This is a genomic window from Bradyrhizobium ottawaense (assembly GCF_002278135.3).
GTDB classification, from domain to species: Bacteria; Pseudomonadota; Alphaproteobacteria; order Rhizobiales; family Xanthobacteraceae; genus Bradyrhizobium; species Bradyrhizobium ottawaense.
In genome coordinates this window covers 2,127,883-2,149,626 of record NZ_CP029425.2, presented here as the reverse complement: position 1 = coordinate 2,149,626, position 21,744 = coordinate 2,127,883, and the positions used below count along the sequence as shown (strand labels likewise).

18 protein-coding genes are annotated in these 21,744 nt (G+C 65.9%); 7 read left to right on the top strand and 11 right to left on the bottom strand.

Annotated elements, in window-relative coordinates; translation table 11 throughout:
- The first annotated feature begins 1 nt into the window (after position 1).
- The gene (locus CIT37_RS10280; RefSeq protein ID WP_095425982.1) at positions 2-1,735 is read left to right on the top strand and encodes an FAD-dependent oxidoreductase; all 1,734 of its coding nucleotides are present in this window, start codon (positions 2-4) and stop codon (positions 1,733-1,735) included.
- A 17-nt stretch (positions 1,736-1,752) separates the two neighbouring features.
- On the top strand, positions 1,753-2,547 hold the full coding sequence (locus CIT37_RS10275) for an IclR family transcriptional regulator (RefSeq protein ID WP_028145702.1): 795 nt from the start codon (positions 1,753-1,755) through the stop codon (positions 2,545-2,547).
- Between the two features lie 120 nt (positions 2,548-2,667).
- Here the strand turns inward: CIT37_RS10275 and CIT37_RS10270 are convergent, their stop codons facing one another.
- The 3 genes from CIT37_RS10270 to CIT37_RS10260 form a co-directional block, all read right to left on the bottom strand.
- Complete coding sequence (locus CIT37_RS10270; RefSeq protein ID WP_095425981.1) at positions 2,668-3,447, bottom strand: SDR family NAD(P)-dependent oxidoreductase; 780 nt, start codon at positions 3,445-3,447, stop codon at positions 2,668-2,670.
- Between the two features lie 377 nt (positions 3,448-3,824).
- Complete coding sequence (locus CIT37_RS10265) at positions 3,825-5,090, bottom strand: NAD(P)/FAD-dependent oxidoreductase (RefSeq protein ID WP_095425980.1); 1,266 nt, start codon at positions 5,088-5,090, stop codon at positions 3,825-3,827.
- Between the two features lie 3 nt (positions 5,091-5,093).
- Complete coding sequence (locus CIT37_RS10260; protein ID WP_095425979.1) at positions 5,094-6,755, bottom strand: thiamine pyrophosphate-binding protein; 1,662 nt, start codon at positions 6,753-6,755, stop codon at positions 5,094-5,096.
- A 1,326-nt stretch (positions 6,756-8,081) separates the two neighbouring features.
- Between CIT37_RS10260 and CIT37_RS10255 the strand changes: the two genes are divergently transcribed.
- A complete protein-coding gene (locus CIT37_RS10255) occupies positions 8,082-8,771 on the top strand; it encodes an aspartate/glutamate racemase family protein (RefSeq protein WP_038970815.1) in 690 nt (229 codons plus the stop codon).
- Positions 8,772-8,804: 33 nt separating this feature from the next.
- Here the strand turns inward: CIT37_RS10255 and uxuA are convergent, their stop codons facing one another.
- The 6 genes from uxuA to CIT37_RS10225 all read right to left on the bottom strand — a co-directional run bounded on the left by uxuA (position 8,805) and on the right by CIT37_RS10225 (position 15,079).
- A complete protein-coding gene (gene uxuA, locus CIT37_RS10250) occupies positions 8,805-9,995 on the bottom strand; it encodes a mannonate dehydratase (protein WP_095425978.1) in 1,191 nt (396 codons plus the stop codon).
- Positions 9,996-10,065: 70 nt separating this feature from the next.
- Entirely contained in the window at positions 10,066-11,115 is a 1,050-nt protein-coding gene (locus CIT37_RS10245) for an L-idonate 5-dehydrogenase (protein WP_095425977.1), read from the bottom strand.
- The gene (locus tag CIT37_RS10240) at positions 11,112-12,518 is read right to left on the bottom strand and encodes a TRAP transporter large permease (RefSeq protein WP_028145709.1); all 1,407 of its coding nucleotides are present in this window, start codon (positions 12,516-12,518) and stop codon (positions 11,112-11,114) included. Before CIT37_RS10240 ends, CIT37_RS10245 begins: the two co-directional genes overlap by 4 nt.
- A gap of 4 nt (positions 12,519-12,522) precedes the next feature.
- Positions 12,523-13,101 (bottom strand): TRAP transporter small permease, encoded by a 579-nt coding sequence (locus CIT37_RS10235; RefSeq protein WP_028145710.1) that lies wholly within the window; start codon positions 13,099-13,101, stop codon positions 12,523-12,525.
- A 114-nt stretch (positions 13,102-13,215) separates the two neighbouring features.
- Positions 13,216-14,181, bottom strand: a complete 966-nt coding sequence (locus tag CIT37_RS10230; protein ID WP_370126372.1) for a sialic acid TRAP transporter substrate-binding protein SiaP — start codon at positions 14,179-14,181, stop codon at positions 13,216-13,218.
- Positions 14,182-14,263: 82 nt separating this feature from the next.
- Positions 14,264-15,079 (bottom strand): FadR/GntR family transcriptional regulator, encoded by an 816-nt coding sequence (locus CIT37_RS10225; RefSeq protein ID WP_038950135.1) that lies wholly within the window; start codon positions 15,077-15,079, stop codon positions 14,264-14,266.
- Positions 15,080-15,219: 140 nt separating this feature from the next.
- On the opposite strand from CIT37_RS10225, the gene CIT37_RS10220 reads away from it, so the two are divergent.
- Both CIT37_RS10220 and CIT37_RS10215 read left to right on the top strand, forming a co-directional pair.
- Positions 15,220-16,704 carry a mannitol dehydrogenase family protein gene (locus tag CIT37_RS10220; RefSeq protein WP_095425976.1) on the top strand — a complete coding sequence of 495 codons (1,485 nt, stop codon included), beginning with the start codon at positions 15,220-15,222 and terminating at the stop codon, positions 16,702-16,704.
- A gap of 98 nt (positions 16,705-16,802) precedes the next feature.
- Positions 16,803-17,210: a nuclear transport factor 2 family protein gene (locus CIT37_RS10215; protein WP_028145714.1), complete on the top strand. Its 408-nt coding sequence runs from the start codon at positions 16,803-16,805 to the stop codon at positions 17,208-17,210.
- 24 nt (positions 17,211-17,234) lie between these two features.
- On the opposite strand, the gene CIT37_RS10210 is transcribed toward CIT37_RS10215, so the two are convergent.
- Entirely contained in the window at positions 17,235-17,969 is a 735-nt protein-coding gene (locus CIT37_RS10210; protein WP_161966364.1) for an HAD family hydrolase, read from the bottom strand.
- Between the two features lie 146 nt (positions 17,970-18,115).
- Between CIT37_RS10210 and CIT37_RS10205 the strand changes: the two genes are divergently transcribed.
- Together CIT37_RS10205 and CIT37_RS10200 are read left to right on the top strand one after the other, a co-directional pair.
- Positions 18,116-18,964 carry an SDR family oxidoreductase gene (locus CIT37_RS10205; RefSeq protein ID WP_095425975.1) on the top strand — a complete coding sequence of 283 codons (849 nt, stop codon included), beginning with the start codon at positions 18,116-18,118 and terminating at the stop codon, positions 18,962-18,964.
- Between the two features lie 122 nt (positions 18,965-19,086).
- The gene (locus CIT37_RS10200; protein ID WP_095425974.1) at positions 19,087-20,355 is read left to right on the top strand and encodes a serine hydrolase domain-containing protein; all 1,269 of its coding nucleotides are present in this window, start codon (positions 19,087-19,089) and stop codon (positions 20,353-20,355) included.
- 63 nt (positions 20,356-20,418) lie between these two features.
- Here the strand turns inward: CIT37_RS10200 and CIT37_RS10195 are convergent, their stop codons facing one another.
- Positions 20,419-21,306, bottom strand: coding sequence for a dienelactone hydrolase family protein (locus CIT37_RS10195; protein ID WP_095425973.1), 888 nt, complete (start codon positions 21,304-21,306; stop codon positions 20,419-20,421).
- Positions 21,307-21,744: the final 438 nt, after the last annotated feature.

The window sequence follows — 21,744 nt, the reverse complement described above, 5'->3', positions numbered from 1 at the left end:
CATGACCGGCAGCGAGCATAGCGCAACTGAAACTTACGAGTGCGATGTGCTCGTGGCCGGATCAGGCTGCTCCGGCATGTCGGCCGCGATCACCGCGCGCCATCGCGGCCTCGACGTGCTGATCGTCGAGAAGGAGCCGCGCTTCGGCGGCACCACCGCCCGCTCCGGCGGCTGGCTCTGGATTCCCGGCACCTCGCTGGCAAAGGCCTACGGCATCGCCGAGACGCCGGAACAGGCCCGCACCTACTTGCGGCACGAGGCCGGCAACAATTACGACGCGGCACGGGTCGATGCATTTCTCTCGGCCGGTCCCGAGGCCGTCGATTTCTTCACCACCAAGACCGCGCTCCGCTTCGACATGCCGCTGGTGTTTCCCGACTATCACGCCGAAGCACCCGGCGGCGCGCAAGGCGGGCGCTCCATGGTGACGCGCCCGTTCGACGGCCGCGAGCTCGGCGACCTCATCAAGACGCTGGGCATGCCGCTGCCGGAGCTGACCGTGTTCGGCATGATGCTGGGAAGCGGCAAGGAGATCATCCACTTCATGCGGGTGACGAAGTCGCTGACTTCCGCGGTCTACGTCGCCAAGCGCCTGTCGCGTCACCTGATGGACGTGCTGCGCTACGGCCGCGGCATGACGCTGACCAACGGCAATGCGCTGGCCGGACGGCTGGCGAAATCCGCGCAGGATCTGAAAATTCCGATGTGGCTGTCCGCGCCCGTGCGCGAGCTGACGGTCGAGAACGGCGCGGTCACGGGTGCCATCGTTTCGCGTGAGGGACGCAACGTGCGCGTTCGTGCAAGGCAAGGCGTGGTGCTGGCCTGCGGCGGCTTCCCGCATGATGTGGAGCGGCGCAAGAAGATGTTTCCGCACGCGCCGACCGGCAGCGAGCATTTCTCGCCGGGGCCGACCGGCAACACCGGCGATGGACTGCGTCTTGCGGAGCGCGCCGGCGGACATATCGAGGATCGCCTGCCGAACGCGGCGGCCTGGGTGCCGGTGTCGCTGACCACGCGTAAGGACGGCTCGAAAGGCGTGATGCCGCATTTCATCGACCGCGCCAAGCCGGGCGTGATCGCGGTGATGCGCGACGGCCGGCGTTTTGCCAACGAAGGCAATTCCTATCACGACTTCGTCCAGGCCATGGTCAAGGCGGCCAAGCCCGGCGAGGAGATCGCGGCCTATCTCGTCTGCGATCACAAGACGCTGCGCAAATACGGCCTCGGCTGCGTGCCGCCCTTCCCGATGCCGCTGGGTCATCACCTCGATACCGGCTATCTCATGTGCGGCGATACGCTGGAGGCGCTCGCGGCGAAGGCCGGCATCGACGCGGCGGCGTTCATCGACACCGTCAGGCAGTTCAATGCCACCGCGCCGCAAGGCCATGATGCCGCCTTCGGCAAGGGCTCGAAGGCCTATAACCGCTACCAGGGCGACGCGATGCACGGCCCGAACCCCTGCGTCGCGCCGATCGAGAACGGGCCGTTCTATGCCATCAAGATGGTGGTCGGCGATCTCGGCACCTATGCCGGCATCGTCACCGACGAGAGCGCGCGGGCGCTCGATGCCGAGGGCCGCGTCATTCCCGGGCTCTATGCCGCCGGCAACGACATGGCGAGCATCATGGGCGGCAATTACCCGGGGGCCGGCATCACGCTTGGGCCGGCGCTGACCTTCGGCTACATTGCCGGGCGTCATCTCGCCGACAGCGCCGCCAAGCGCGACGCGGCCTAAGCCACGCCAGGAGGCGCATGAAGAGGGAAAGCCGCGGCATCCAGTCCATCGAGGTCGGCGGGGAGCTGCTCCGCGCGCTCGCAAGGTGCGGCGAGCCGATGATGCTGCGCGATCTCGCGCGCGAGGCCGGCATGTCGCCGGCCAAGGCGCATCCTTATCTCGCCAGCTTCTCCCGCATCGGGCTGATCGAGCAGGACGAGACCACCGGCCGCTACGAGATCGGCGCGCTGGCGCTGGAGCTCGGCCTGATCAGCCTGCGCCGCCTCTCCGGCGTGCGCATCGCAAGGCCGAAGATCGCCGCGCTCGCGAGCCAGATCGGACATGCGGTCTCACTGGCAGTCTGGGGCACGTACGGCCCGACCGTCGTCCAGCTCGAAGAGCCGGCCCAGCCGGTCCACATCGTGATGCGCGCGGGGTCGGTGATGGCGCTGCTGGAGACGGCCACCGGCCGCGCCTTTGCGGCGTTCCTGCCGGAGAAGACCATCAACGCCGCGCTGGAGAGCGGGCTCGATCGTCACGGCGTCGGCTACAATCCGAAGCGCACCGTGAAGGGCCCGAAGGTCGCCGAGATGCTGACCGAGGTCCGCAAGCACGGCCTCGCCCGCGCGCTCGGCGATCCCCTGCCCGGCGTCAATGCGTTCTCGGCCCCCGTGTTCGATCATTCCGGCCATGTCGCGCTGGTCATCACGGCGATGGGGCCGGAAGGCACGTTCGATGCGCGCTGGGACAGCCCGATCGCGCATGCCTTGCGCGACTGCGCCGGCGCTATCTCGAAGCGGCTGGGCTACGGGATGACGGTTGCGGCGGAGTGAGGCTGTCAGATGCGCCGTCATGGCCGGGCTTGTCCCGGCCATCCACGTAGCGCGACGACTGCCGAGAGACGTGGATGCCCGGGACAAGCCCGGGCATGACGACCGAGAGAACTCGCGCTCCTACTTCTCCTTCACCGGCACCGTATAGTTCAGGATCAGCCTTCCGCCATCAGGATAGATCGTCTGCCCGGTGATGTAGGACGCATCGTCGCTCGCCAGGAACGCGACGACAGAGGCCACCTCGCTCGGCTCACCGCCGCGGCCAGCCGGGGTGCGCGACATCACGGTCTTGCGGGCGTCCTCGGAGGTGTAGATGGACGATGCCACCATGTCGGTCAAAATCGTGCCCGGCCCGACCGCGACGACGCGGATGTTGTGCGGGGCGAGCGCGACGGCGGCGACCGAGGTGAGCTGCTTCATGCCACCCTTGGACATCGCGTAGGTTGCCAGCGCCGGAATCGCCAGCAGCGCGTTCACCGAGGACATGTTGATGATGACCCCGCTGCCGCCTTGCGCGATCATCTGCTTCGCCGCCGCCTGGACGCCGAAGAACGCGCCCTTCAAATTGATGCCGATGATCTCATCGAATTCCTCTTCGGATATCTCCAGGATGTCCCGGTTGCGGGCGACGCCGGCATTGTTGACCATGATGTCGAGCCGGCCGAACTCCTTCACGGCGGTGGCGACGAGCTGGTCGACATCGGCGCGCTTGGCGACGTTGCCGACGACGGTGCGCAAGGCCTCCGGATGTCCGAACTCGGCCGCCGTCTTGGCGAGGCCCTCGGCATCGACATCCGAAATCACGACCTTGACGCCGTCATCCAAAAATCTCTTCGCGCAGGCCTTGCCGATGCCGCGCGCTGCGCCGGTGATGGCGGCGACCTTACCGGATAGCTTCATGGTCTCACTCCAGACAAGAGAACCTCAATTCGCCGCCGACCTTGCCGTCGCCGGCATGTAAATCTGCGCGTAGCCTTCCTTGATCGCGGCGGTGATGCGGTCGAGGCGGCGGTCGACGTGCTTTTCCAGCACGGAGACGCAAGTAACGCGTAGCTCACGGCCATCGCCTTGAGCTGTTCATAGACGCGATCGACGATGCTGTCGGAAGCGAGTTCCACGTTGCTCTTCATCAGCTGCATTGATGCCCGGACACAGCTCTATATACCGGGGCCGCGTGGACGAAGGCAATGCACACGGCAGCGCTACCAGAGATTGTTCAGGCCTTTGCGACGATCGGAATCCGGCAAGACGCGCGAGCGCAGTCCGGATGCACGACCTCAGAGGAAGCGTTCAGGCGCAAACGGCGCCAGCGGAATCTCTGGCGCCTTGCCGCTGAGCAGCTGCGCGACGAGCCGCCCGGTACGGGCCGAACCAACCAGGCCAACATGGCCGTGGCCGAAGGCATAGACGATGTCGCGCGAGGCGCGCGCATAGCCGATGCAGGGACGTCCATCCGGCATGCTCGGCCGATGCCCGAACCAGGTTTTTATGCGCGAAGGCGGAATATCCTTCGGAAGTTTTGGAAACATGCTGATGAGGTGGTTGCGCAGGATCTCGGCGCGCTTCCAGTTCGGCGCGGCCTCGAGGCCGGCGATCTCGACGGTGCCGGCGGCGCGCAGGCCCTTGTTGGTCCAGTTCACCACCATCTTGGCGTCGGATGCCATCATCGAGCTGCGCGGACCTGACTCCGGGTTCTCTATCATGACGTGGTAGCCGCGCTCGGTCTCGAGCGGCAAGGGATCGCCGACCGATGCGGTGAGCTGCTTCGAGCGGGCGCCGGCCGCGACGACGGCAGCATCACAGGCGATCTCGCCGGTCTCGGTAAGGACGGCCACGAGCTTGTCGCCATTCAACCTCAAGCCGGTCGCCTTGACCCGCACATGCGTGACGCCGCTGGCGATCGCATGATTGGCAAGCGCCGCGACATAAGCACCGGGATCGCGGCAGCGCCCGGCCTCCTCCACCACCACGCCAAAGGTGTAGCGCGGATGCAGATCGGGCTCGCGCTGGCGCATCTCGTCGGCGTTGAGCTCCATCCACTCGACGCCGACCTTCTTGCGCAGGCGCCAGCCGAGATCGTTGTCGAAATTGCCGCGCGACGGAAACACATGCATCACGCCATTGCGCTCGATCAATTCAGAAACGCCCGCTTCTTCCGCCAGCTTCCGGTGCAGCAGCGGCGCGTCCCTCAACAGGTCGCGCAGGGCAAACGCCGTCTTCTCGACCCGCGCCTCGGTCCAGCCCGAGACCAGATATTTGACCAGCCAGGGCAGCGCTTTCGGCAAATACGACCAGCGGATCGCGAGCGGCCCGAGCGGGTCCATCAGATAACCCGGCACCTTCTTCCAGATGCCCGGCTCCGCCGGCGGGATCACCGAATGTGACGACAGCCAGCCGGCATTGCCATAGCTCGCCGCCTGTTCGCCGCCAGGCTCGCCCGGATCGATCAGCGTGACGCGATGGCCCTCGCGCAGCGCCTCGATCGCGCTGATGACACCGACAGCGCCGGCGCCGATGATGGCGACGTGGCGGCCGGCCGCCATCGCCTAAGCCTTCACCGCGGGCGCGAAGTCCTTGCCGACCGAAATCGCGCGCGGATCGATGATGCAGTGGAGGATCGACGGCTTGCCGGAGGCGAGCGCGCGCTCGAACGCCGGCGCGAATTCCTCGGTGCGTTCGACCCGCTCGCCATGGCCGCCGAACGCCTTCGCGTACATCGCAAAATCGGGGTTCTTGAGCTGGGTGCCGACGACGCGGCCGGGATAGTCGCGCTCCTGGTGCATGCGGATGGTGCCGTATTGCGAATTGTCGACCACGATCACGACCAGCGGCGCGTCATACTGCACGGCGGTTGCGAACTCCTGACCGTTCATCAGGAAGCAGCCGTCACCGGCAAAGGCGACGACGGTGCGATCCGGATATTGCCGCTTGGCCAGCACCGCCGCCGGCACGCCGTAGCCCATCGAGCCCGAGGTCGGTGCCAGCTGCGAGGCAAAGCTGTGGAAGCGGTGATGACGATGGATCCAGCCGGCATAATTGCCGGCGCCGTTGCAGACGATGGCGTCGTTCGGCAGGCGGTCGCGCAGCCAGGTCATGACCTGCCCGTACTGGAACGTGCCCGGCAGCTCGCGCGCCTTCTCGGTCCAGGCGAGATAATCGGCGTGCGCCTTGGCGGCCTCGCCCTTCCAGGCCACCGCGCCTGAAGGCTTCAGCGTCTCGACGGCGGCGGCAAACGCCGCGGGCGTCGCCTGGATCGCCAGCGCTGGCTGATAGACGCGGCCGAGTTCTTCGGAGCCCGGATGCACGTGGATCAGCTTCTGCTGCGGGTTCGGAATGTCGAGCAGCGTGTAGGACGAGGACGGCATCTCCGACATGCGGCCGCCGACGAGGAGAACGACATCGGCGTTGTCGATGCGCGCCTTCAGGCCCGGGCTCGGCCCGATGCCGAGATCGCCGGCATAATGCGAATGGTCGGCATCGATCAGCGAGGCCCGGCGGAACGAGGTTGCGACCGGCAGGTCGAAGCGCTCGGCAAAGCGGGCAATGCTCTTGGTGGCGTCATCGGTCCAGCGCGAGCCGCCGAGGATGACGAGAGGCGCCTTGGCGGTCGCGAGCATGGCGCCGAGCTTTTCGATATCGGCCGGCGCGGGCCAGCTCACGGCAGGCTCGATGCGCATGGCATCGGCTACGGCGGCGGTCTCGGTCAGCATGTTCTCGGGAAGCGAGATCACGACGGGACCGGGACGGCCCTGCATGGCGACGCGGAAGGCGCGCGCCACCAGCTCCGGAATGCGATCGGGACGATCGATCTCGACCGCCCATTTCGCCATGGTGCCGAACACCGCCTTGTAGTCCAGCTCCTGGAACGCCTCGCGCTCGCGCATGCCGGTGTCGACCTGGCCGACGAACAGGATCATCGGCGTCGAATCCTGCATCGCAATGTGGACGCCGTGGCTGGCATTGGTCGCGCCGGGACCGCGGGTGACGAAGCAGATGCCGGGCCGGCCCGTGAGCTTGCCGTAGGCCTCCGCCATCATCGCCGCGCCGCCCTCGGCGCGGCAGATCATGACGTCGATCGGGCTGTCATGCAGCGCATCGAGCGCGGCCAGATAGCTCTCGCCCGGCACGCAGGTGACGCGCTCGACGCCTTGGGCGACGAGCTGATCGATCAGGATCTGGCCCCCGGTGCGGGTGTTGCGGATGGTCATGACGGCTCCTCAAGGCTTTGGCGATGCGTACTTATTCGGAGACTGCGTAGGACAGGCCCGGTGGGCACGCAAGATCGAAAGGCTTCTCCTAGCCTGCGCAGACGTCATGCCCGTCGGTGCCGTTTGCACGACCGCCCATTCGTCCGGCTTGATGGAAGGATGGCGGTCGACATAACGCCGCCAGTGTGTCCCGGACGCGCCGCGACGCGCATAGCGCGTCGAAGACGCGCGTGAACGCGCTTATGGCGTTGCGGCGCAGAGCCGGGACCCAGAAGGCGGCACGGCACGCGGCGACATGGGCCCCGGCTTTGCAGCGCACCACCCCGGACGATGCTGCGCATCGCCGGGCCGCTGCGCTGCGTCCGGGGCACGAGCGGAGTTTGGCGCTCTCTCCTCGTCATTACGAGGAGCTCTTGCGACGAAGCAATCCAGAATCCCTCCGCGGAGAGAAGCTGGATTGCTTCGAGCAGCCGGTGGCATTGCAGCTCTCCAACGTGCATTTCAAGTTTCAGTGCCGTAGGTGGGCAAAGGCGCACCGCGCCGTGCCCACCAGATTCAATCGCGACACGAGATGCGTGGGCACGCTTGCGCTTTGCCCACCCGACGATTCGGAGGTTGTGACTCGCAGACATGCCATCTCATCCTCGCGGCGCTTCCGCCCGAGTTTTGCTCTCTTCGCGCCCTCAATGAAAGGGCGCAGGGAAGGCCGGGTGCCGGCTGGCACCCGCAAGACCCCCGTGCGAACACATTGCACACGCAATGCACGAGGGAGACACAGGGCAGCCGATCATCCGGCCTTCCCTGCGCGATGGTCTGACGGCGTATGGCGCGCTCTCCCCGGAGACGAGTTCCTGCTTGCCTCCGTCACCCCGCGAATTGACGATGCGCTTCGCCCGGTCGGGCTCGGCGCACCTCCGCAAGGCTTGGCTGTAGCAACGACAGCCAGGACCATGCGATTTGGCCGTACGCATCAGCGCCGCTCGTCCGCACGCCGCCGGGACCTCACGGGGTTCTCCCGCCCTGCTCCCGCCTCTCGTGCACGACGCTGCCTGCGTCCACCGCTCCCCGATCCGCGGCTCGTGACGACGTACGACCGCCCCTTTCGCCGGATCAGGATGGGCGACACATACGTCGAAACCGAATTTCGGTAAAGTGGAATATTTTTGCGCTTGTGGATTGACAGAAGGCGACACAGCCACGATGGCCCGGATGAAGCGCTGAGATGGTCAGGTCTGACGGTGCATTAGGCCGCAATCAAGCGATGGCTACCGCGCTGCGACGTCTTCGTTTACGATCCGGCCGAACCACATCGTCGAGGATACCGGAATGCAAACCATCGGTCTGATCGGGGGCATGAGCTGGGAGAGCACGGCGCTCTACTACAAGCTCATCAATGAGCGGGTCCGCGACCGCATGGGCAAGCTGCATTCGGCTCCGCTGTTGCTGTATTCCTACGATTTCGAAGAGATCAAGCAGATGCAATACGCGGGCCGCTGGAGCGAGGCGGCGGCCAGCCTGGCGGAGGTCGCGCGGCGTCTCGAAGGCGCTGGCGCGCGGGCGATCGTGCTGTGCACGAACACGATGCACAAGCTGGCGCCCGACATCATCTCCAGCGTGACCGTTCCGTTCATCCACCTTGGCGACGCGACGGCGCAGCGGATCCGGGCGAAAGGTTATCGGCGGGTCGGGCTGCTCGGCACCAAGTTCACGATGGAGGAGGACTTTTATATCGACCGGCTGCGCGCGCATGATCTCGACGTGCTGGTTCCTCCCACTGAGGCGCGCGCCGACGTGAACCGCATCATTTACGAGGAGCTGTGCCTCGGCATCGTCGCCGATCCCTCGCGCCGCCGCTACCAGGACGTGATGGCAGCGCTGGTCGCCGCCGGCGCCGAGTGCATCATCCTCGGCTGCACCGAGATCACGATGCTGGTCGGCCCTGATGACACAACGGTGGAGACGTTCGACACCACGGCCATTCACGCCGAGACGGCGGCCGATTTCGCCATGGGTTGATGCGATGTCGGCCGTCGCCGAGCCCCGCCTCTATCACCGATGCTCGATCGCGCGGATCGCGCCGCGGAGCTCGGCGAGGCCGCGCAGGCGGCCGATCGCGGTGTAGCCGGGGTTGGTGCGCTTGGTCGCCGCGAGGTCGTCGAGCATGCGGTGGCCGTGATCGGGGCGGAACACGATTCTCTTGTCCGGCGAACGCGTGGCGTTCTCCTTCAGCAGCGCCTTGAGCACCGCGACCATGTCGACGTCGCCGTCGAGATGATCGGATTCGTAGAACGACAGGCCGTCGGCCTCGCGCTTGGTTGCGCGCAGATGGGCAAAGGCGATGCGGGGGCCGAAGCGCTCGGCCATTTCAGGCAGATTGTTTTCCGCGCGCACGCCGAGCGAGCCGGTGCACAGGCAGATGCCGTTGGCCTTGGACGGCACGGCGTCGAACAGCGCCTGATAGTCGTCGGCACTCGACGCAATGCGCGGCAGGCCGAACAACGGGCGCGGCGGATCGTCCGGATGCAGGGTCAAGGACACCCCGAGCTGCTCAGCCACCGGCGTCACGCGCGCGAGGAATTCGGCGAGATGCTGCCGCAGGATATTTGGCGTGATGTCGCGATAGGTCTCGAGCCGGTCGCGGAATTGCGGAATGGTCATCGGCTCGGTGGTCGAGCCGGGCAGCGCGCTGGCGATCACCATGACGAGATAGTCGATGTCGGCCTGGCTCATCTGGTCGAACAGCTTTTTCGCGCGCGCCTGCTGCTCGGGCGAATAGTCCTGTGCGGCAGCCGGGCGCTTGAGGATATGCAGCTCGAACGCAGCAAAGCGGTCCTGGTCGAAGCGCATGGCGCGGGCGCCGTTCGGCATCTCCCATTCGAGGTCGGTGCGACACCAATCGACCACGGGCATGAAATTGTAGCAGATGATCTTGATGCCGGAGGCCGCGACAGCTTCTAGGCTGGCGATCCAGGCCTCGATCGACTTGGTCGCCTTGCCGCCGAGCCGCTTGACGTCGTCGGGGATCGGAATCGATTCCACCACCGACCAGGTCAGCTGCGAGCGGCCGGGCTGGCCGTTCTCGATGAAGTTCTTGCGCTCCTCGACCGCCTTGCGGGTCCAGGCCTCGCCGATCGGCACCTGATGCAGCGCCGAGACGATATCCGTCGCCCCGGCCTGCCTGACGTCATCCAAGGACACGGGATCATCGGGCCCGTACCAGCGCCAACCCTGCAGCATCATGGATATCTCCTAAAGCGTTTTCGAGCGAAGTGGATACCGGTTCGCGTGAAGAAAACGCGTCAAAACAAGGTCAGTTCGCGGTCAGCACGACCTTGACGCTCTGCGAGCGATCGAGCGCCAGCCGCAGCGCATCGGGCGCGGTCGAGAGCGGCCGCTCGGCGGTGACCAGCGACAGCACGTCGACGCCGCCGGAGGAAATCAGTTCCACCGCCGTCATGAACTCGAAGCCGAAACGGAACGAACCGCGCAGGTCGATCTCCTTGGCCATCACCGCATTCGACGGCGTCGGGATCTGGCCGCCGGGCAGATTGCCGATCTGCACCACGATGCCCCCGCGCCTGACGATGCCGATGGCGCTCGCAAGGCCCGCGGCCGTGCCCGAGACCTCGAACGCAACGTCATAGGGACGCGACGCAGCCTGCGCCTTCAGTCCTTCCTCACCGCCCGAGACATTCTCCACATGCGAAGCGCCGAGCTTGGTCGCGAAGGCGAGCGGTGCCGGCGCGATGTCGGCGACCGTGATGTCGGCCATCCCGGCGCGATGCGCGGCGAGCATGGTCAACAGCCCGATCGGGCCGGCGCCGAAGATGATGCCGCGCTTGCCCTCGATATTGCCGGCGCGCGCGACCGCGTGCAGGCAGACCGCGAGCGGCTCGGCGAGCGCTGCGGCCTGATAGGACACGTGATCGGGAATCTTCACGCACTGCGCGGGGACCGCGTCGAAATAGTTGGCGAAGCCGCCCTGCATGTGCGGCGTCTTCGAGGCCGAGCCCATGAAGTAGATGTTCTCGCACAGATTCGGCCGGCCCTCGCGGCAGGCGACGCAATGGCCGCACCAGCGCGACGGGTTGACCGCGACGCGGTCGCCGACCTTCAGATTGGCAGCGGAGCCGGAGATCTCCACGACTTCGCCCGATATCTCGTGGCCGAGCACCAGTGGCGACTTCACCACGAAATCGCCAGTCCGGGCATGGCGGAAATAGTGCATGTCCGAACCGCAGATGCCGCCGGCGCCGAAGCGGATGCGCACCATGCCGTCTGCGAGCTTGTCGAGCGGATGCTCGACCATGCGCAGATCTTCGGGACCGAACAGGGTTGCGGCGAGAGCGGTGGAGGTCATTTGGAGAGTCCCATGTATTTTGGCAGCCAGAGGGTCAGTTCGGGGATGTAGGTGATCGCGATCAACGCCAGCATCAGCGGCACCAGCCAGGGCAGGATCGCGACCGTGGTGCGCTCGACCGAGAGTTTGGCCACGCGGGCGAGCACGAACAGCACCATGCCGAGCGGCGGATGCAACAGGCCGATCATCAGGTTCAGCGTCATGATCAGGCCGAAATGGATCGGGTCGATACCGAGCTTGAGCACGATCGGCAGCAGGATCGGCACCAGGATGGTGATCGCCGCCGTGGTGTCGATGAAGCAGCCGACGAACAGGATCAGCACGTTGGCGAGCGCCAGGAACACCCATTTGTTGTGGGTGATGCTGAGCATCCAGTCCGACAGCATCTGGGCGGCCTGCGACACCGTCAGCAGCCAGGCGAAGATCGAGGCCGCCGTGACGATGAACAGCACCGAGGCCGTGGTCTCGATGGTGTCGAACGTCGCCTTCGCCACGGTCTTCAGCGTCATGGTGCGGTAGCGGACGAGGCCGAGGAACAGCGACCAGATCACGGCGGCAACCGCGGCTTCCGTCGGCGTGAACCAGCCGAGCGTCATGCCGCCGATCAGGATCACCGGCGCCATCAGCGCCATCACCGCCGAGAAGTCGAAATACCAGTCGATGATGAGCAGCGTGCCGAGGCCGATGACGACGGCCATGTTGACCGACATGCCCGCGAGCACCATCAGCCAGATCGCCATCGGGAACGCCAGCACGATGGCGATCTCGAGGCCGGCCGAGCCGAGCTGCGGCCAGGAGAACGGCGTGTCGCTGCCCCATTTGTTCTTGTGCGCGAAATAAGTGACGGTCGCCATCATCAGCAGCGTCATGACGATGCCGGGAATGACGCCGCCGAGGAACAGCGCGCCGATCGAGACGTTCGCCATCATGCCGTAGATCACGAAGGGCAGCGACGGCGGGATGATCGGGCCGAGCGTCGCGGAGGCCGCGGTGACGCCGACCGAAAACTCGGTGGAGTAGCCGTGGTCCTTCATCGCCTTGATCTCGATGGTGCCGAGACCGGCGGCATCCGCGATCGCGGTGCCGGACATGCCGGAGAAGATCACCGAGCCGATGATGTTGACGTGGCCGAGGCCGCCGCGCATCCAGCCGACCAGCGCGACGGCGAATTTGTAGATGCGCCCGGTGACGCCGGCGATGTTCATGAGGTTGCCGGCCAGGATGAAGAACGGCACCGCGAGCAGCGGAAAGCTCTCGACGCCGGCGATCATGCGCTGCGCCAGCGTGACGTCGGGCGTCACGCCGCTGACCAGGATGTAGAGCAGCGACGACGCGGCCATGGCAATCGCCACGGGAACGCCGAGCAGCATCAGGATGAGGAAGCCTCCAAGCAGCAGCAACATGGGATTATCCTTCAAAACCGTCGTAGGCGCCGGGACGTTCGAGGATCGAATAACCCTGTCGCAAATGTTGTATGGCCACCTGCACCGAGCGCACGAACATCAGCACGAAGCCGGCCAGGACGGCGTAGTAGACGTAGTCCTTGGGAAGATTGATCGTGGTCATCTGCTCGTCGCCGATGATCTGGATGTAGACCCAGACCAGCTTGATGGCGTAGCCGAAAAAGGCGATCCGGATCAGGTCGATCACCGTCGACAGCGCGCGCGCCACGATGTGGGGCAAATAGCGGTAGAGGAGGTCGACCTGGATGTGCCGCGACAGCCGCACGCACATCGAGGCGCCGATGAAGACGACGCCGATCAGGCAATAGGTCGCGATCTCCTCGGTCCAGGCATAGCTGTCGTTGAGCACGTAGCGCGTGAAGAACTGGAGGAAGACGGCGAGCGCCATCACCCAGAAGATCGCGAGCGCCACCCAGTCCTCGAACGCGTAGATGCCGAGGTCGACCTTCGGCGTCGCCTCCTCCTCGAAGGTATGGGCGATCTCGTCCGCGGTGATCTGCCGGTGTATTTCGGCGGTGGACATGGGGGACTCCTCAAACTGGCTCCGTCGTTCCGGGATGGTGCGTTAGCACCAGACCCGGAACCTCGAGATCCCGGGCTCGGCTCTTCGAGCCGCCCCGGGATGACGACTACGTCGTCACTTCACCGCCTGGATCTTTTCCCAGTCGGCCTTGCGATAGCCGAAGGTCTCGAAGGCGACGTTCTTCAGCACGGTGTCGCGGAACTCGTTCTTGTCGACCTCGGTCACGCTCAAGCCCTTCTCCTTGAAGAAGGCGACCAGCTTGGCCTCGTTCTGCTTGATCTCCGCGGTCGCCTTGGCGGCGGCCTCCTGGGCGACGTCGGTGAAGATCTTCTTGTCCTCGTCGGAGAGCTTCTTCCACAGCGCGCCAGCGACCACCGTGTTGAGGTGATCGACGATGTGGCCGGTCAGCACGATGTGCTTCTGCACCTCGTAGAACTTCTTGGCTTCGATCGTGGTCAGCGGGTTCTCCTGCGCCTCGACGGTGCCGTTCTGGAGCGCGAGGTAGACTTCCGCGAAGGCGATCGGCGCGGTGTTGGCGCCGCAGGCGCGCGGCATCGCGAGATAGGCCGGCACGTCGGGCACGCGCATCTTCAGGCCCTTGAGGTCCGCGCAAGTCTTGATCGGCTTGTTCGACGAGGTCTGGCGCACGCCGTAATAGGTGACCGCGACGATGTGGTGGCCGCTCTTGTCCTCATAGCCCTTGGCGAGCTCCTTGAAGATGTCGCTCTTGGTGTAGGCGAGCAGATGATCGGCATCGCGGAAGGTGTAGGGATAGTAGGTCACCCCGATCGGCGGGAAGCTCTTGGCCGCGAAGCTCGAGCCGGAGATGATGATGTCGACCGAGCCGAGCGAGAGGCCCTGGTTGATGTCGGCTTCCTTGCCGAGCTGCGAGGCCGGATAGACGTCGATCGCATAGCGCCCGTTGGTGCGCTTGCCGATCTCCTGCGCGGCCCAGACCGAAGCGGTGTGGAACGGCTCCGAGGTCTCGTAGACATGGGCCCATTTGAGCTTGGTCTGCGCCACGCTGGCCTGGGTGGCCGCCAACAGCGTGGCGGCGGACATCACTGCTGCAATCGTCATTTTCTTCAACATCGACTTTTCCTCCATCGTTCAAGTCTGCTTCTTGTTCACCCGCCCCGGCACGGATGCGGGCCGTACAATCTCATCGCCGCCGCGCGCTGCCGCCTCCGGCCTGCTTCTTCTTCGGCGCCGGTTTCGGTTTCGATGGCTTTGCCGGTGCTCGCGCCGTCCGGCCCCGCCCCGAAGATGATCCTGCCGCGTTCTCGGCGCCGAAATTCTGCGCAAAGCGCTCCTGCGAGCGCGCCAGATGCGCGCGCATCGCTTCGCGCGCGGCGTCCGGATCATGCGCCGCGATCGCCTCGCGCACGGCGCGATGCTCGTCGAGCGCGGTGCGCCAGGTGCCCGGGCTCTCGAAATAATGCGCGAGCTGCGCGAAATAGGGATTGAGGCGCTGGTCGAACAGCTCGCCGACGACGCGCACCAGAACGGCATTGCCGAGGCTGCCGGCGATCGCGACGTGAAACGCACGGTCGTGCACCATCGAGGCTTCGCCGGGATGCTCGACATTCTCCATCGCGAGGAGCGAGGCGTCGATGCGGGCGATGTCGTCTTTGGTCGCGACGCGCGCGGCCTGTTCGGCGATGGCGCTTTCGAGGAATTCGCGGGCGCGCAGCAGCTCGAACGGGCCCTCGATGACGGAGGCGGCTGCGGGCGCGGCGATGGCAGCGGGCTCGATCACATAGATGCCGGAGCCGACGCGGATGCGCAGGCGTCCCTCGACCTCGAGCGCAATCAAGGCTTCGCGCACGGTCGGCCTGGACACCTTGAGCTGCTCGGCGAGCTCGCGCTCGGTCGGCAAGCGGCTGCCGACCGCGTACTCGCCGCTGTCGATCAGGCTTCGCAATTGATCGGCGACCTGGCGATAGAGCCGTCTCGCCTCCACAGCTTCCAGCGGCACGCTGGTCCTCCCGAAAGGGTCGCGCGAGGCATTTCGACCCGCGGCCCGCCAATTTTGGAAAATTGGTCTTACCAATTGACCGGAGCATTGACCTGATACGGGCGCCATGTCAAGCAGCGGCAAAGCAAGGGGAGACGTCCATGCGCCCAGGTTCCGTGCGTCTTGGCAGCGCCAATCTCGACCGGTTGCCGCCGGCCGTCCGCCGCCCGGCCTACGACCGTTCGCGCATCACGCCCGGCATCGTGCATCTCGGCCTCGGCGCCTTTCATCGCGCGCATCAGGCCGTCGTCATCGACGATTGCCTTGCCAGCGGCAGCTCGTCCTGGGGCATCGTCGGCGCCAGCCTGCGCAGCCCGGATACGCGCGACGCCCTCGCCCCGCAGGATCATCTCTACACCGTTGCCGTGCGTGCCGCCGAAGGCACCGAGCACCGCGTGATCGGCGCGCTGCTCGACAGCGTCGTCGCGCGCGAGAAGCCGGCGGCGCTGGTCGAGCGGATGGTCGATCCCGCCATTCGCATCGTCTCGCTGACGGTCACCGAGAAAGGCTATTGCCACACGCCGCAGACCGGCGATCTCGATGAACGGCATCCTGACATCGTGCACGATCTCAACAATTTCGACGCGCCGCGCTCGGCGCCCGGCTTCATCGTCGCGGCGCTGGCACGCCGGCGCGCGCTAGGCGCACCGCCCTTCACAGTGCTGTGCTGCGACAATCTCGCTGCCAACGGCCACACCGTGCAGCGCATCGTGACGCAGTTCGCCGCGCTCCGCTCCAGGGAACTCGGCAAGTGGATCGCGGACAATGCCGCTTTTCCCTCGACCATGGTCGACCGCATCGTGCCGGAGACGAATGACGCCGACCGCGACGCGGTCGCGAACGCACTCGGCATGCGCGACGCCTGGCCCGTGATGACCGAGCCGTTCACGCAATGGGTGGTCGAGGATCGTTTCACGGCCGGCCGGCCCGACCTTGCCGCCGCCGGCGTCGAGCTCGTTGCCGACGTCAAGCCGTTCGAGCTGATGAAGCTGCGGCTGCTCAACGCCAGCCATTCCGCGCTGGCTTATCTCGGCTATCTCGCGGGCTACGAGACCATCGCCGACACCATGCATGATCCGCACTTCGCGCGGCTGGCCGCGCAAGTGATGGAAGAGGCCGCGGTAACGCTGACGATGCCTGCCGGCACTGATCTCGCCGCCTATCGCGCTTCGCTGCTCAAGCGCTTCGCCAATCCGGCGCTGCATCACCGCACCTGGCAGATCGCGATGGACGGCTCGCAAAAGCTGCCGCAGCGGCTGCTCGGCGCGATGCAGGACCGCCTCGCCCGGAACCTGCCGATCGCAACTCATGCGCTCGCGGTGGCCGGCTGGATGCGCTACGTCAGCGGCCTCGACGAGCAGGGCCGCGCCATCGACGTGCGCGATCCCCTCGCCGCCGAATTCGCCGCGCTGGCGCGCGAGGCGGGGCCCGTTGCCGAGCGGCTCGCGCCTGCGCTGCTCGGGGTTCAGAAGGTGTTCGGGCCGCTGGGGTCCGAGCCGCGCCTGCGCGAGGCCGTGACCACGGCGCTCGGCCGTCTCTACAAGGATGGTGCGCGGCGGGCCGTGGAGACGCTCGTCGCGGCCTGACCACTGAGCGGGCAATGCTGCACTGCGGTCCAAATCGGACACAAGGTCGAACGGAAGTCGCGCTTGATTTTTGCCTGTCCTTGCCCCACCCGAGAGCGATGGCAAAGGACAACAAGATCATCGCCGCCAACGCGGCCTTTTACGCCGCGTTCTCGACCGGCGACTTCGACGGCATGGAACGGCTGTGGGCGGACGACGACGCCATTTCCTGCATCCATCCCGGTTGGCCGGCCATCATCGGGCGTGCCACGGTGATCGGAAGCTGGCGCGACATCCTGCAAAGCCCGGAGCGGCCGCAGATCGTCTGCGCCGAGCCGCAGGTCATCGTCGACGGCGACAGCGCCCGCGTGCTCTGCATCGAGATCGTCGACGGCACCGCCTTGGCCGCGGCGAACCATTTTCGCCGCGTCGGCGACGAGTGGCTGCTAGTGCATCACCAATCGAGCCCGATCGCGCAGATTGTCGAGCAGGCTGAAGACGATAGAGCGAGCCACCGCGTGCACTGACCGCGGCGGACAAGCGGGCGTGAGCTACTGTGCATGGGGTTGTTTTTCGAGTTCCGACAGGTCATCCAGCACGGCCCGCGCCGCGGAAAAATCATCATCCGCGAAGAACATGCTCCGGGTTATCAGAACCGGAATGCCGGCGCGTGAGGCCGCAATCAGCCCGTTGGCGGAATCCTCGATGGCCACGCAGTCGGCCGCGCCGAGTTGCAGCCGCGCCAGCGTTTCCAGATAGACGTCCGGTGCCGGCTTCTTGTGCCTGACATCGTCACCGGCGACGATGGCGTCGAACTGCGCAGCCCAACCCGCCCCCAGCGCCTGCGACAGCAGCGCATCGATGTTGCCGTGGGAGGTCGTGGTCGCAATCCCAAGCCGCTGGCCGCGCGCCTTCGCCGCAGCGAGCAGCTCGATCACGCCCGGCCTTAAGGAACAGCAGCCGGTTTCGACCAGCTCGGCGTAATGCGCGGTCTTGATGCGGTGAAGCGCGGCAATGTCCTCGTCCGGCAGCGGCGGGACGTTCCGCAGCCTTCCGTGGTAGGCGCGCATGCGCTCCTTGCCGCCGGTCACCCGCAGCAGGTCCTTGTAGACCGCGCGGTCCCACTGCCAGTCGAGACCGTGGTGCGCGAAGGCATGGTTGAAGGCCTGCCGATGCAGCTCCTCGGTCTCGGCCAGAGTGCCATCGACGTCGAAGATCAGCGCGGCCGCGCGCCGGACCAGCTCATTGGCATCCAGCGGCACCAAGGCGAGCGCTTCTGCCTGCATGATCGATGCCTCCCGGTGACAGGCGAACATCGCCCGAGGCAGGAGGCGAGACAAATCGCAATATCTTTTGCCGGACCCAAAAATCTCTTATGAGCAAACGACGCGCGACGGCGCGGACGGGAACTTTCGACCTGCACAGGAGACGCATGCGGCTCTTCATCCTTGGCCTCGGCTATAGTGCCCGGCATTTCGTCCGCAAACATGGCGGCAGCTTCTCGCATATCGTCGGCACCGTGCGCGATCCCGGAAAGCGGGATGACCTCGCCGGCATCGAGGTGCATGCCTTTTCCGGCGAGCCTCCTGCACGCGAGACGGTCGAGCAGGTTCGCGAGGCCGATGTCCTTCTCATATCGATCCCGCCCGGTAGCAGCGGCGATCCCGCCATCGCCGCGTTCGGCGACGTGCTGGCGACGGGCCGCCGCAAGATCGTCTATCTCTCCACCATCGGCGTCTACGGCGATCACGGCGGCGGCTGGGTCGACGAGAGTACTCCGCCGCAGGCAACGCTCGACCGCGCCCGCATGCGGGTTGCCGCCGAGCAGGCCTGGATGGACATGGCGCGCGACGATGCCGCCATCCTGCGGCTTGCGGGCATCTACGGCCCCGGCCGCAACGCGCTGGCGACACTGCGGGGTGGGACAGCCCGCCGCGTCATCAAGCCGGGCCAGGTCTTCAACCGCATCCATGTCGACGACATCGCGAACGCGATCATGGCCGCGCTTCCCCACCGAACCGGCGGCATCTGGAACGTCTGCGACGACGAGCCGGCGCCGCCGCAGGACGTGATCGCCTATGCGACGAAACTGATGGGCGTTGTGCCGCCGCCGGAAGAGGCGTTCGCGACGGCCGAGATGTCGGCGATGGCCCGCAGCTTCTATGCCAGCAGCGCCCGCGTCTCCAACGCAAAACTGAAGCGCGAGCTCGGCGTCACGCTTGTCCACCCGACCTATCGGCGCGGCCTCGATGCGTTGTGGCATGCAGGCGAAGCACGATAAGGCACCGCCGCGTCCGGCACGTCCCAGACATGCCCTGCCCGCGCTTGACTTCGCGTCGGTGCAGTCGTGATCTGGGCGTGCAACGAGCCCCTCACACAACGAGCTCGTGCGGGAGGAACATAATGAACAAGACGATCGCCATGATCGCGGCGGCGACTGCCGTCATCACATTCGGCACGGCCATCGCCGCGCCGCTGCCCGAAGCCAAACCCGACGATGTCGGCTTCTCCAGTCAGGGCCTTGCACGCCTCGACAATTTCTTCGCTCGCGAGATCGCCGCCAAGCGCGTCCCCGGCGCGGTCGTCGCCATCGCGCGCGACGGCAAGCTCGTGCACTACAAGGCTTACGGCATGCTGGATCCGGACAAGGGCACGCCGATGCCGATCGATGCGATCTTCGCGCTGGCCTCGATGACCAAGCCGATGGCAGCGGTCGCGGGCCTGACGCTGATGGAGCAGGGACGGCTGCCGCTCCAGGCCAAGCTGTCCGATTACTATCCCGGCTTTTCCGACATGAAAATCGGCGTGACCGAGACCAACGGTTCGCTCAAGCTGGAGCCGCAGGCCTCGCCGATCTTCATCCACGATCTCTACCGGCACACCTCCGGATTGATGTATGGCGGCCGGCCCGACAGTTCGAGCCCGGTGGCGCGGCAATATCCTGACGGCGTCGCGCCCGCGATCGAAGGTGACACCCAGGCGTTCATCGACCGCATCACCAAACTGCCGCTGGCGCATCAGCCCTCGACCGAGTTCGAATACGGCTTCTCGATCGACGTGCTCGGCGCCGTCGTCGAGAAGGTGAGCGAGCAGAAGCTCGGCGAGTATCTCGCCGCCAATGTCTGGCAGCCGCTCGGCATGAAGGACGCGACCTTCCACCCGACCGACGCGCAACGCCCTCGCCTCGCCCGCCCGTTTGCCAACGATCCGCTGACGGGCAAGCCGCAGGCGATCAAGCTGCTCGACACCCCGACCAAGTTCGACTGCGGCGGCGCCTGCTCGTTCGCGACGGTCGGCGACTACGCCCGCTTCGGGCAGATGCTGCTCAACGGCGGCGAGCTCGACGGCCAGCGCATCCTGGGTCCGAAGACCGTGCATCACATGACGACCAACCACCTTGGCCCCGAGATCAAGAACAACGTGGCCAATGTCGAGCCGCATCGCGGCGGCTTCGGCTTCGGCCTTTCGGTCGCGGTTCGCACCAGCGAAGGGCTGTCGTCTGTCCCCGGCAATCCCGGCGAGTTCACCTGGAACGGTGCCTACGGAACGCAGTTCTTCTGCGACCCGAAGGAGCGTCTCGTGGTCGTGGTGGGAACGGCTGCGCCCGGCGAGCTCAGGAAGTATTATCGCGAGCAGGTTCAGGACATCGTCTATGGTGCGATGGTGAAGTGAGATCGGCACGCACTGAAAGAAAAAGGGCGGCCGATCGGGCCGCCCTTTTGTTTTGACCCAGCGTCAGCTCAACACGCCGTACTTCTTGAACCAGGCCTGCGCCTGCTTCCAGGCATCTTCCGCGGCGTCCTTTCGGTAGCTGCCGCGGTAGTCGGCATGGAAGCCGTGCGGCGCTTCGGGGTAGATCTTGAATTCGGCCGTCTTCTTGTTCTGCTCGAGCGCGGCCTTCATCTGCTCGACCTGGGCGACGGGAATGCCGGTGTCGGCGCCCCCATAGAGGCCGAGCACCGGCGCTTTCATCTCGGGGGCGAGCTGCATCGGGCTCTTCGGCAGCAACGGATTTTCGGGGTCGACCAAGGTGCCGTAGAAGGCGACGCCGGCCTTGAGCGTGCTGCTATGGGCGGCATATTCCCAGACGGTGCGCCCGCCACGGCAGAAGCCGATGATGCCAAGCTTTGCAGTGTCGCCGCCTTGCGATCCAGCCCAGGCCGCCACCGCGTCCAGATCGGACAGCAGCTCCGCGTCGGGCTTGGCATTGACCACCGGGAGCAGATCCTTGACCTCGGCGACCTTGGTCAGATCGATGCCTTTGCGGAAGTAATAGTCGGGCGCGATTGCGAACGCGCCAAGCTTGGCGAGGCGCCGCGTCACGTCCTTGATATATTCGTGCAGGCCGAAAATCTCCATCGCCACGATGATCACCGGCGCCTTGGTGTTGCCGGCGGGACGGGCGAAATAGACGGGCATCTCTTCGGAGCCGACCTTGATCCTGGCGTCGCTGACCTGAAGGCCATTGGCGTCGGTCGTGATCGCCTCGGCGCGCACGGGCCCGGCCGCAAGCGTGTAGCCGGCGGCGACGGCCGCGGTGGCGGTCATGAACCCGCGGCGAGAGACCGGGGCGACTTTCGTCAACCCGACGACGTCGGATGCCATGGTAGTTTCGAAGCTCATCGATCTATCCCTTGCTGCTGCCTGTGCTGGTATCCCCGGGGGGCGACGCATTCGCCAATAGTTGCCGGCGAGATGCAAATCACCAGCCTGCGAGCACGCGCGCTTTCAGGCCAGACCGTGCGGTTTCTGCACCGGCGCAATCTCGGGCATCGGGCTCATCGCGCCAAAGTTCGACGATTGCGCCACGCAGGAGCCGACCGTGGCTGCCAACGCTGCAGGACGTTGAACAACGCTGACTGTTTCGACTCCCAACGGCACTCTGACATTCGCTTCGCTCGTGTGCCGGACTTAACCGTCTAGCTGCACTGCATCGCAACATCCATTAACCGAAAAAGAGGGTTCTCCCGCGGCCGGCCGCACCGCCAAGTGCTGCAGGTGATGCGCATGTGTGCGCCTTCGAGACGCTCACCCGCAACAAATGGGCACCGCAGTGGCCAC

Excerpts from the sequence above, each read along its gene's own strand:
- CIT37_RS10275 (WP_028145702.1), top strand. The coding sequence starts at position 1,753 with ATGAAGAGGGAAAGCCGCGGCATCCAGTCCATCGAGGTCGGCGGGGAG.
- CIT37_RS10245 (WP_095425977.1), bottom strand. The coding sequence starts at position 11,115 with ATGACCTCCACCGCTCTCGCCGCAACCCTGTTCGGTCCCGAAGATCTG.
- CIT37_RS10205 (WP_095425975.1), top strand. The coding sequence starts at position 18,116 with ATGCGGCTCTTCATCCTTGGCCTCGGCTATAGTGCCCGGCATTTCGTC.
- CIT37_RS10270 (WP_095425981.1), bottom strand. The coding sequence starts at position 3,447 with ATGAAGCTATCCGGTAAGGTCGCCGCCATCACCGGCGCAGCGCGCGGC.
- CIT37_RS10200 (WP_095425974.1), top strand. The coding sequence starts at position 19,087 with ATGAACAAGACGATCGCCATGATCGCGGCGGCGACTGCCGTCATCACA.
- CIT37_RS10280 (WP_095425982.1), top strand. The coding sequence starts at position 2 with ATGACCGGCAGCGAGCATAGCGCAACTGAAACTTACGAGTGCGATGTG.
- CIT37_RS10220 (WP_095425976.1), top strand. The coding sequence starts at position 15,220 with ATGCGCCCAGGTTCCGTGCGTCTTGGCAGCGCCAATCTCGACCGGTTG.
- CIT37_RS10260 (WP_095425979.1), bottom strand. The coding sequence starts at position 6,755 with ATGACCATCCGCAACACCCGCACCGGGGGCCAGATCCTGATCGATCAG.
- CIT37_RS10255 (WP_038970815.1), top strand. The coding sequence starts at position 8,082 with ATGCAAACCATCGGTCTGATCGGGGGCATGAGCTGGGAGAGCACGGCG.
- CIT37_RS10215 (WP_028145714.1), top strand. The coding sequence starts at position 16,803 with ATGGCAAAGGACAACAAGATCATCGCCGCCAACGCGGCCTTTTACGCC.
- CIT37_RS10195 (WP_095425973.1), bottom strand. The coding sequence starts at position 21,306 with ATGAGCTTCGAAACTACCATGGCATCCGACGTCGTCGGGTTGACGAAA.
- CIT37_RS10240 (WP_028145709.1), bottom strand. The coding sequence starts at position 12,518 with ATGTTGCTGCTGCTTGGAGGCTTCCTCATCCTGATGCTGCTCGGCGTT.
- uxuA (WP_095425978.1), bottom strand. The coding sequence starts at position 9,995 with ATGATGCTGCAGGGTTGGCGCTGGTACGGGCCCGATGATCCCGTGTCC.
- CIT37_RS10265 (WP_095425980.1), bottom strand. The coding sequence starts at position 5,090 with ATGGCGGCCGGCCGCCACGTCGCCATCATCGGCGCCGGCGCTGTCGGT.
- CIT37_RS10235 (WP_028145710.1), bottom strand. The coding sequence starts at position 13,101 with ATGTCCACCGCCGAAATACACCGGCAGATCACCGCGGACGAGATCGCC.
- CIT37_RS10230 (WP_370126372.1), bottom strand. The coding sequence starts at position 14,181 with ATGACGATTGCAGCAGTGATGTCCGCCGCCACGCTGTTGGCGGCCACC.
- CIT37_RS10210 (WP_161966364.1), bottom strand. The coding sequence starts at position 17,969 with ATGCAGGCAGAAGCGCTCGCCTTGGTGCCGCTGGATGCCAATGAGCTG.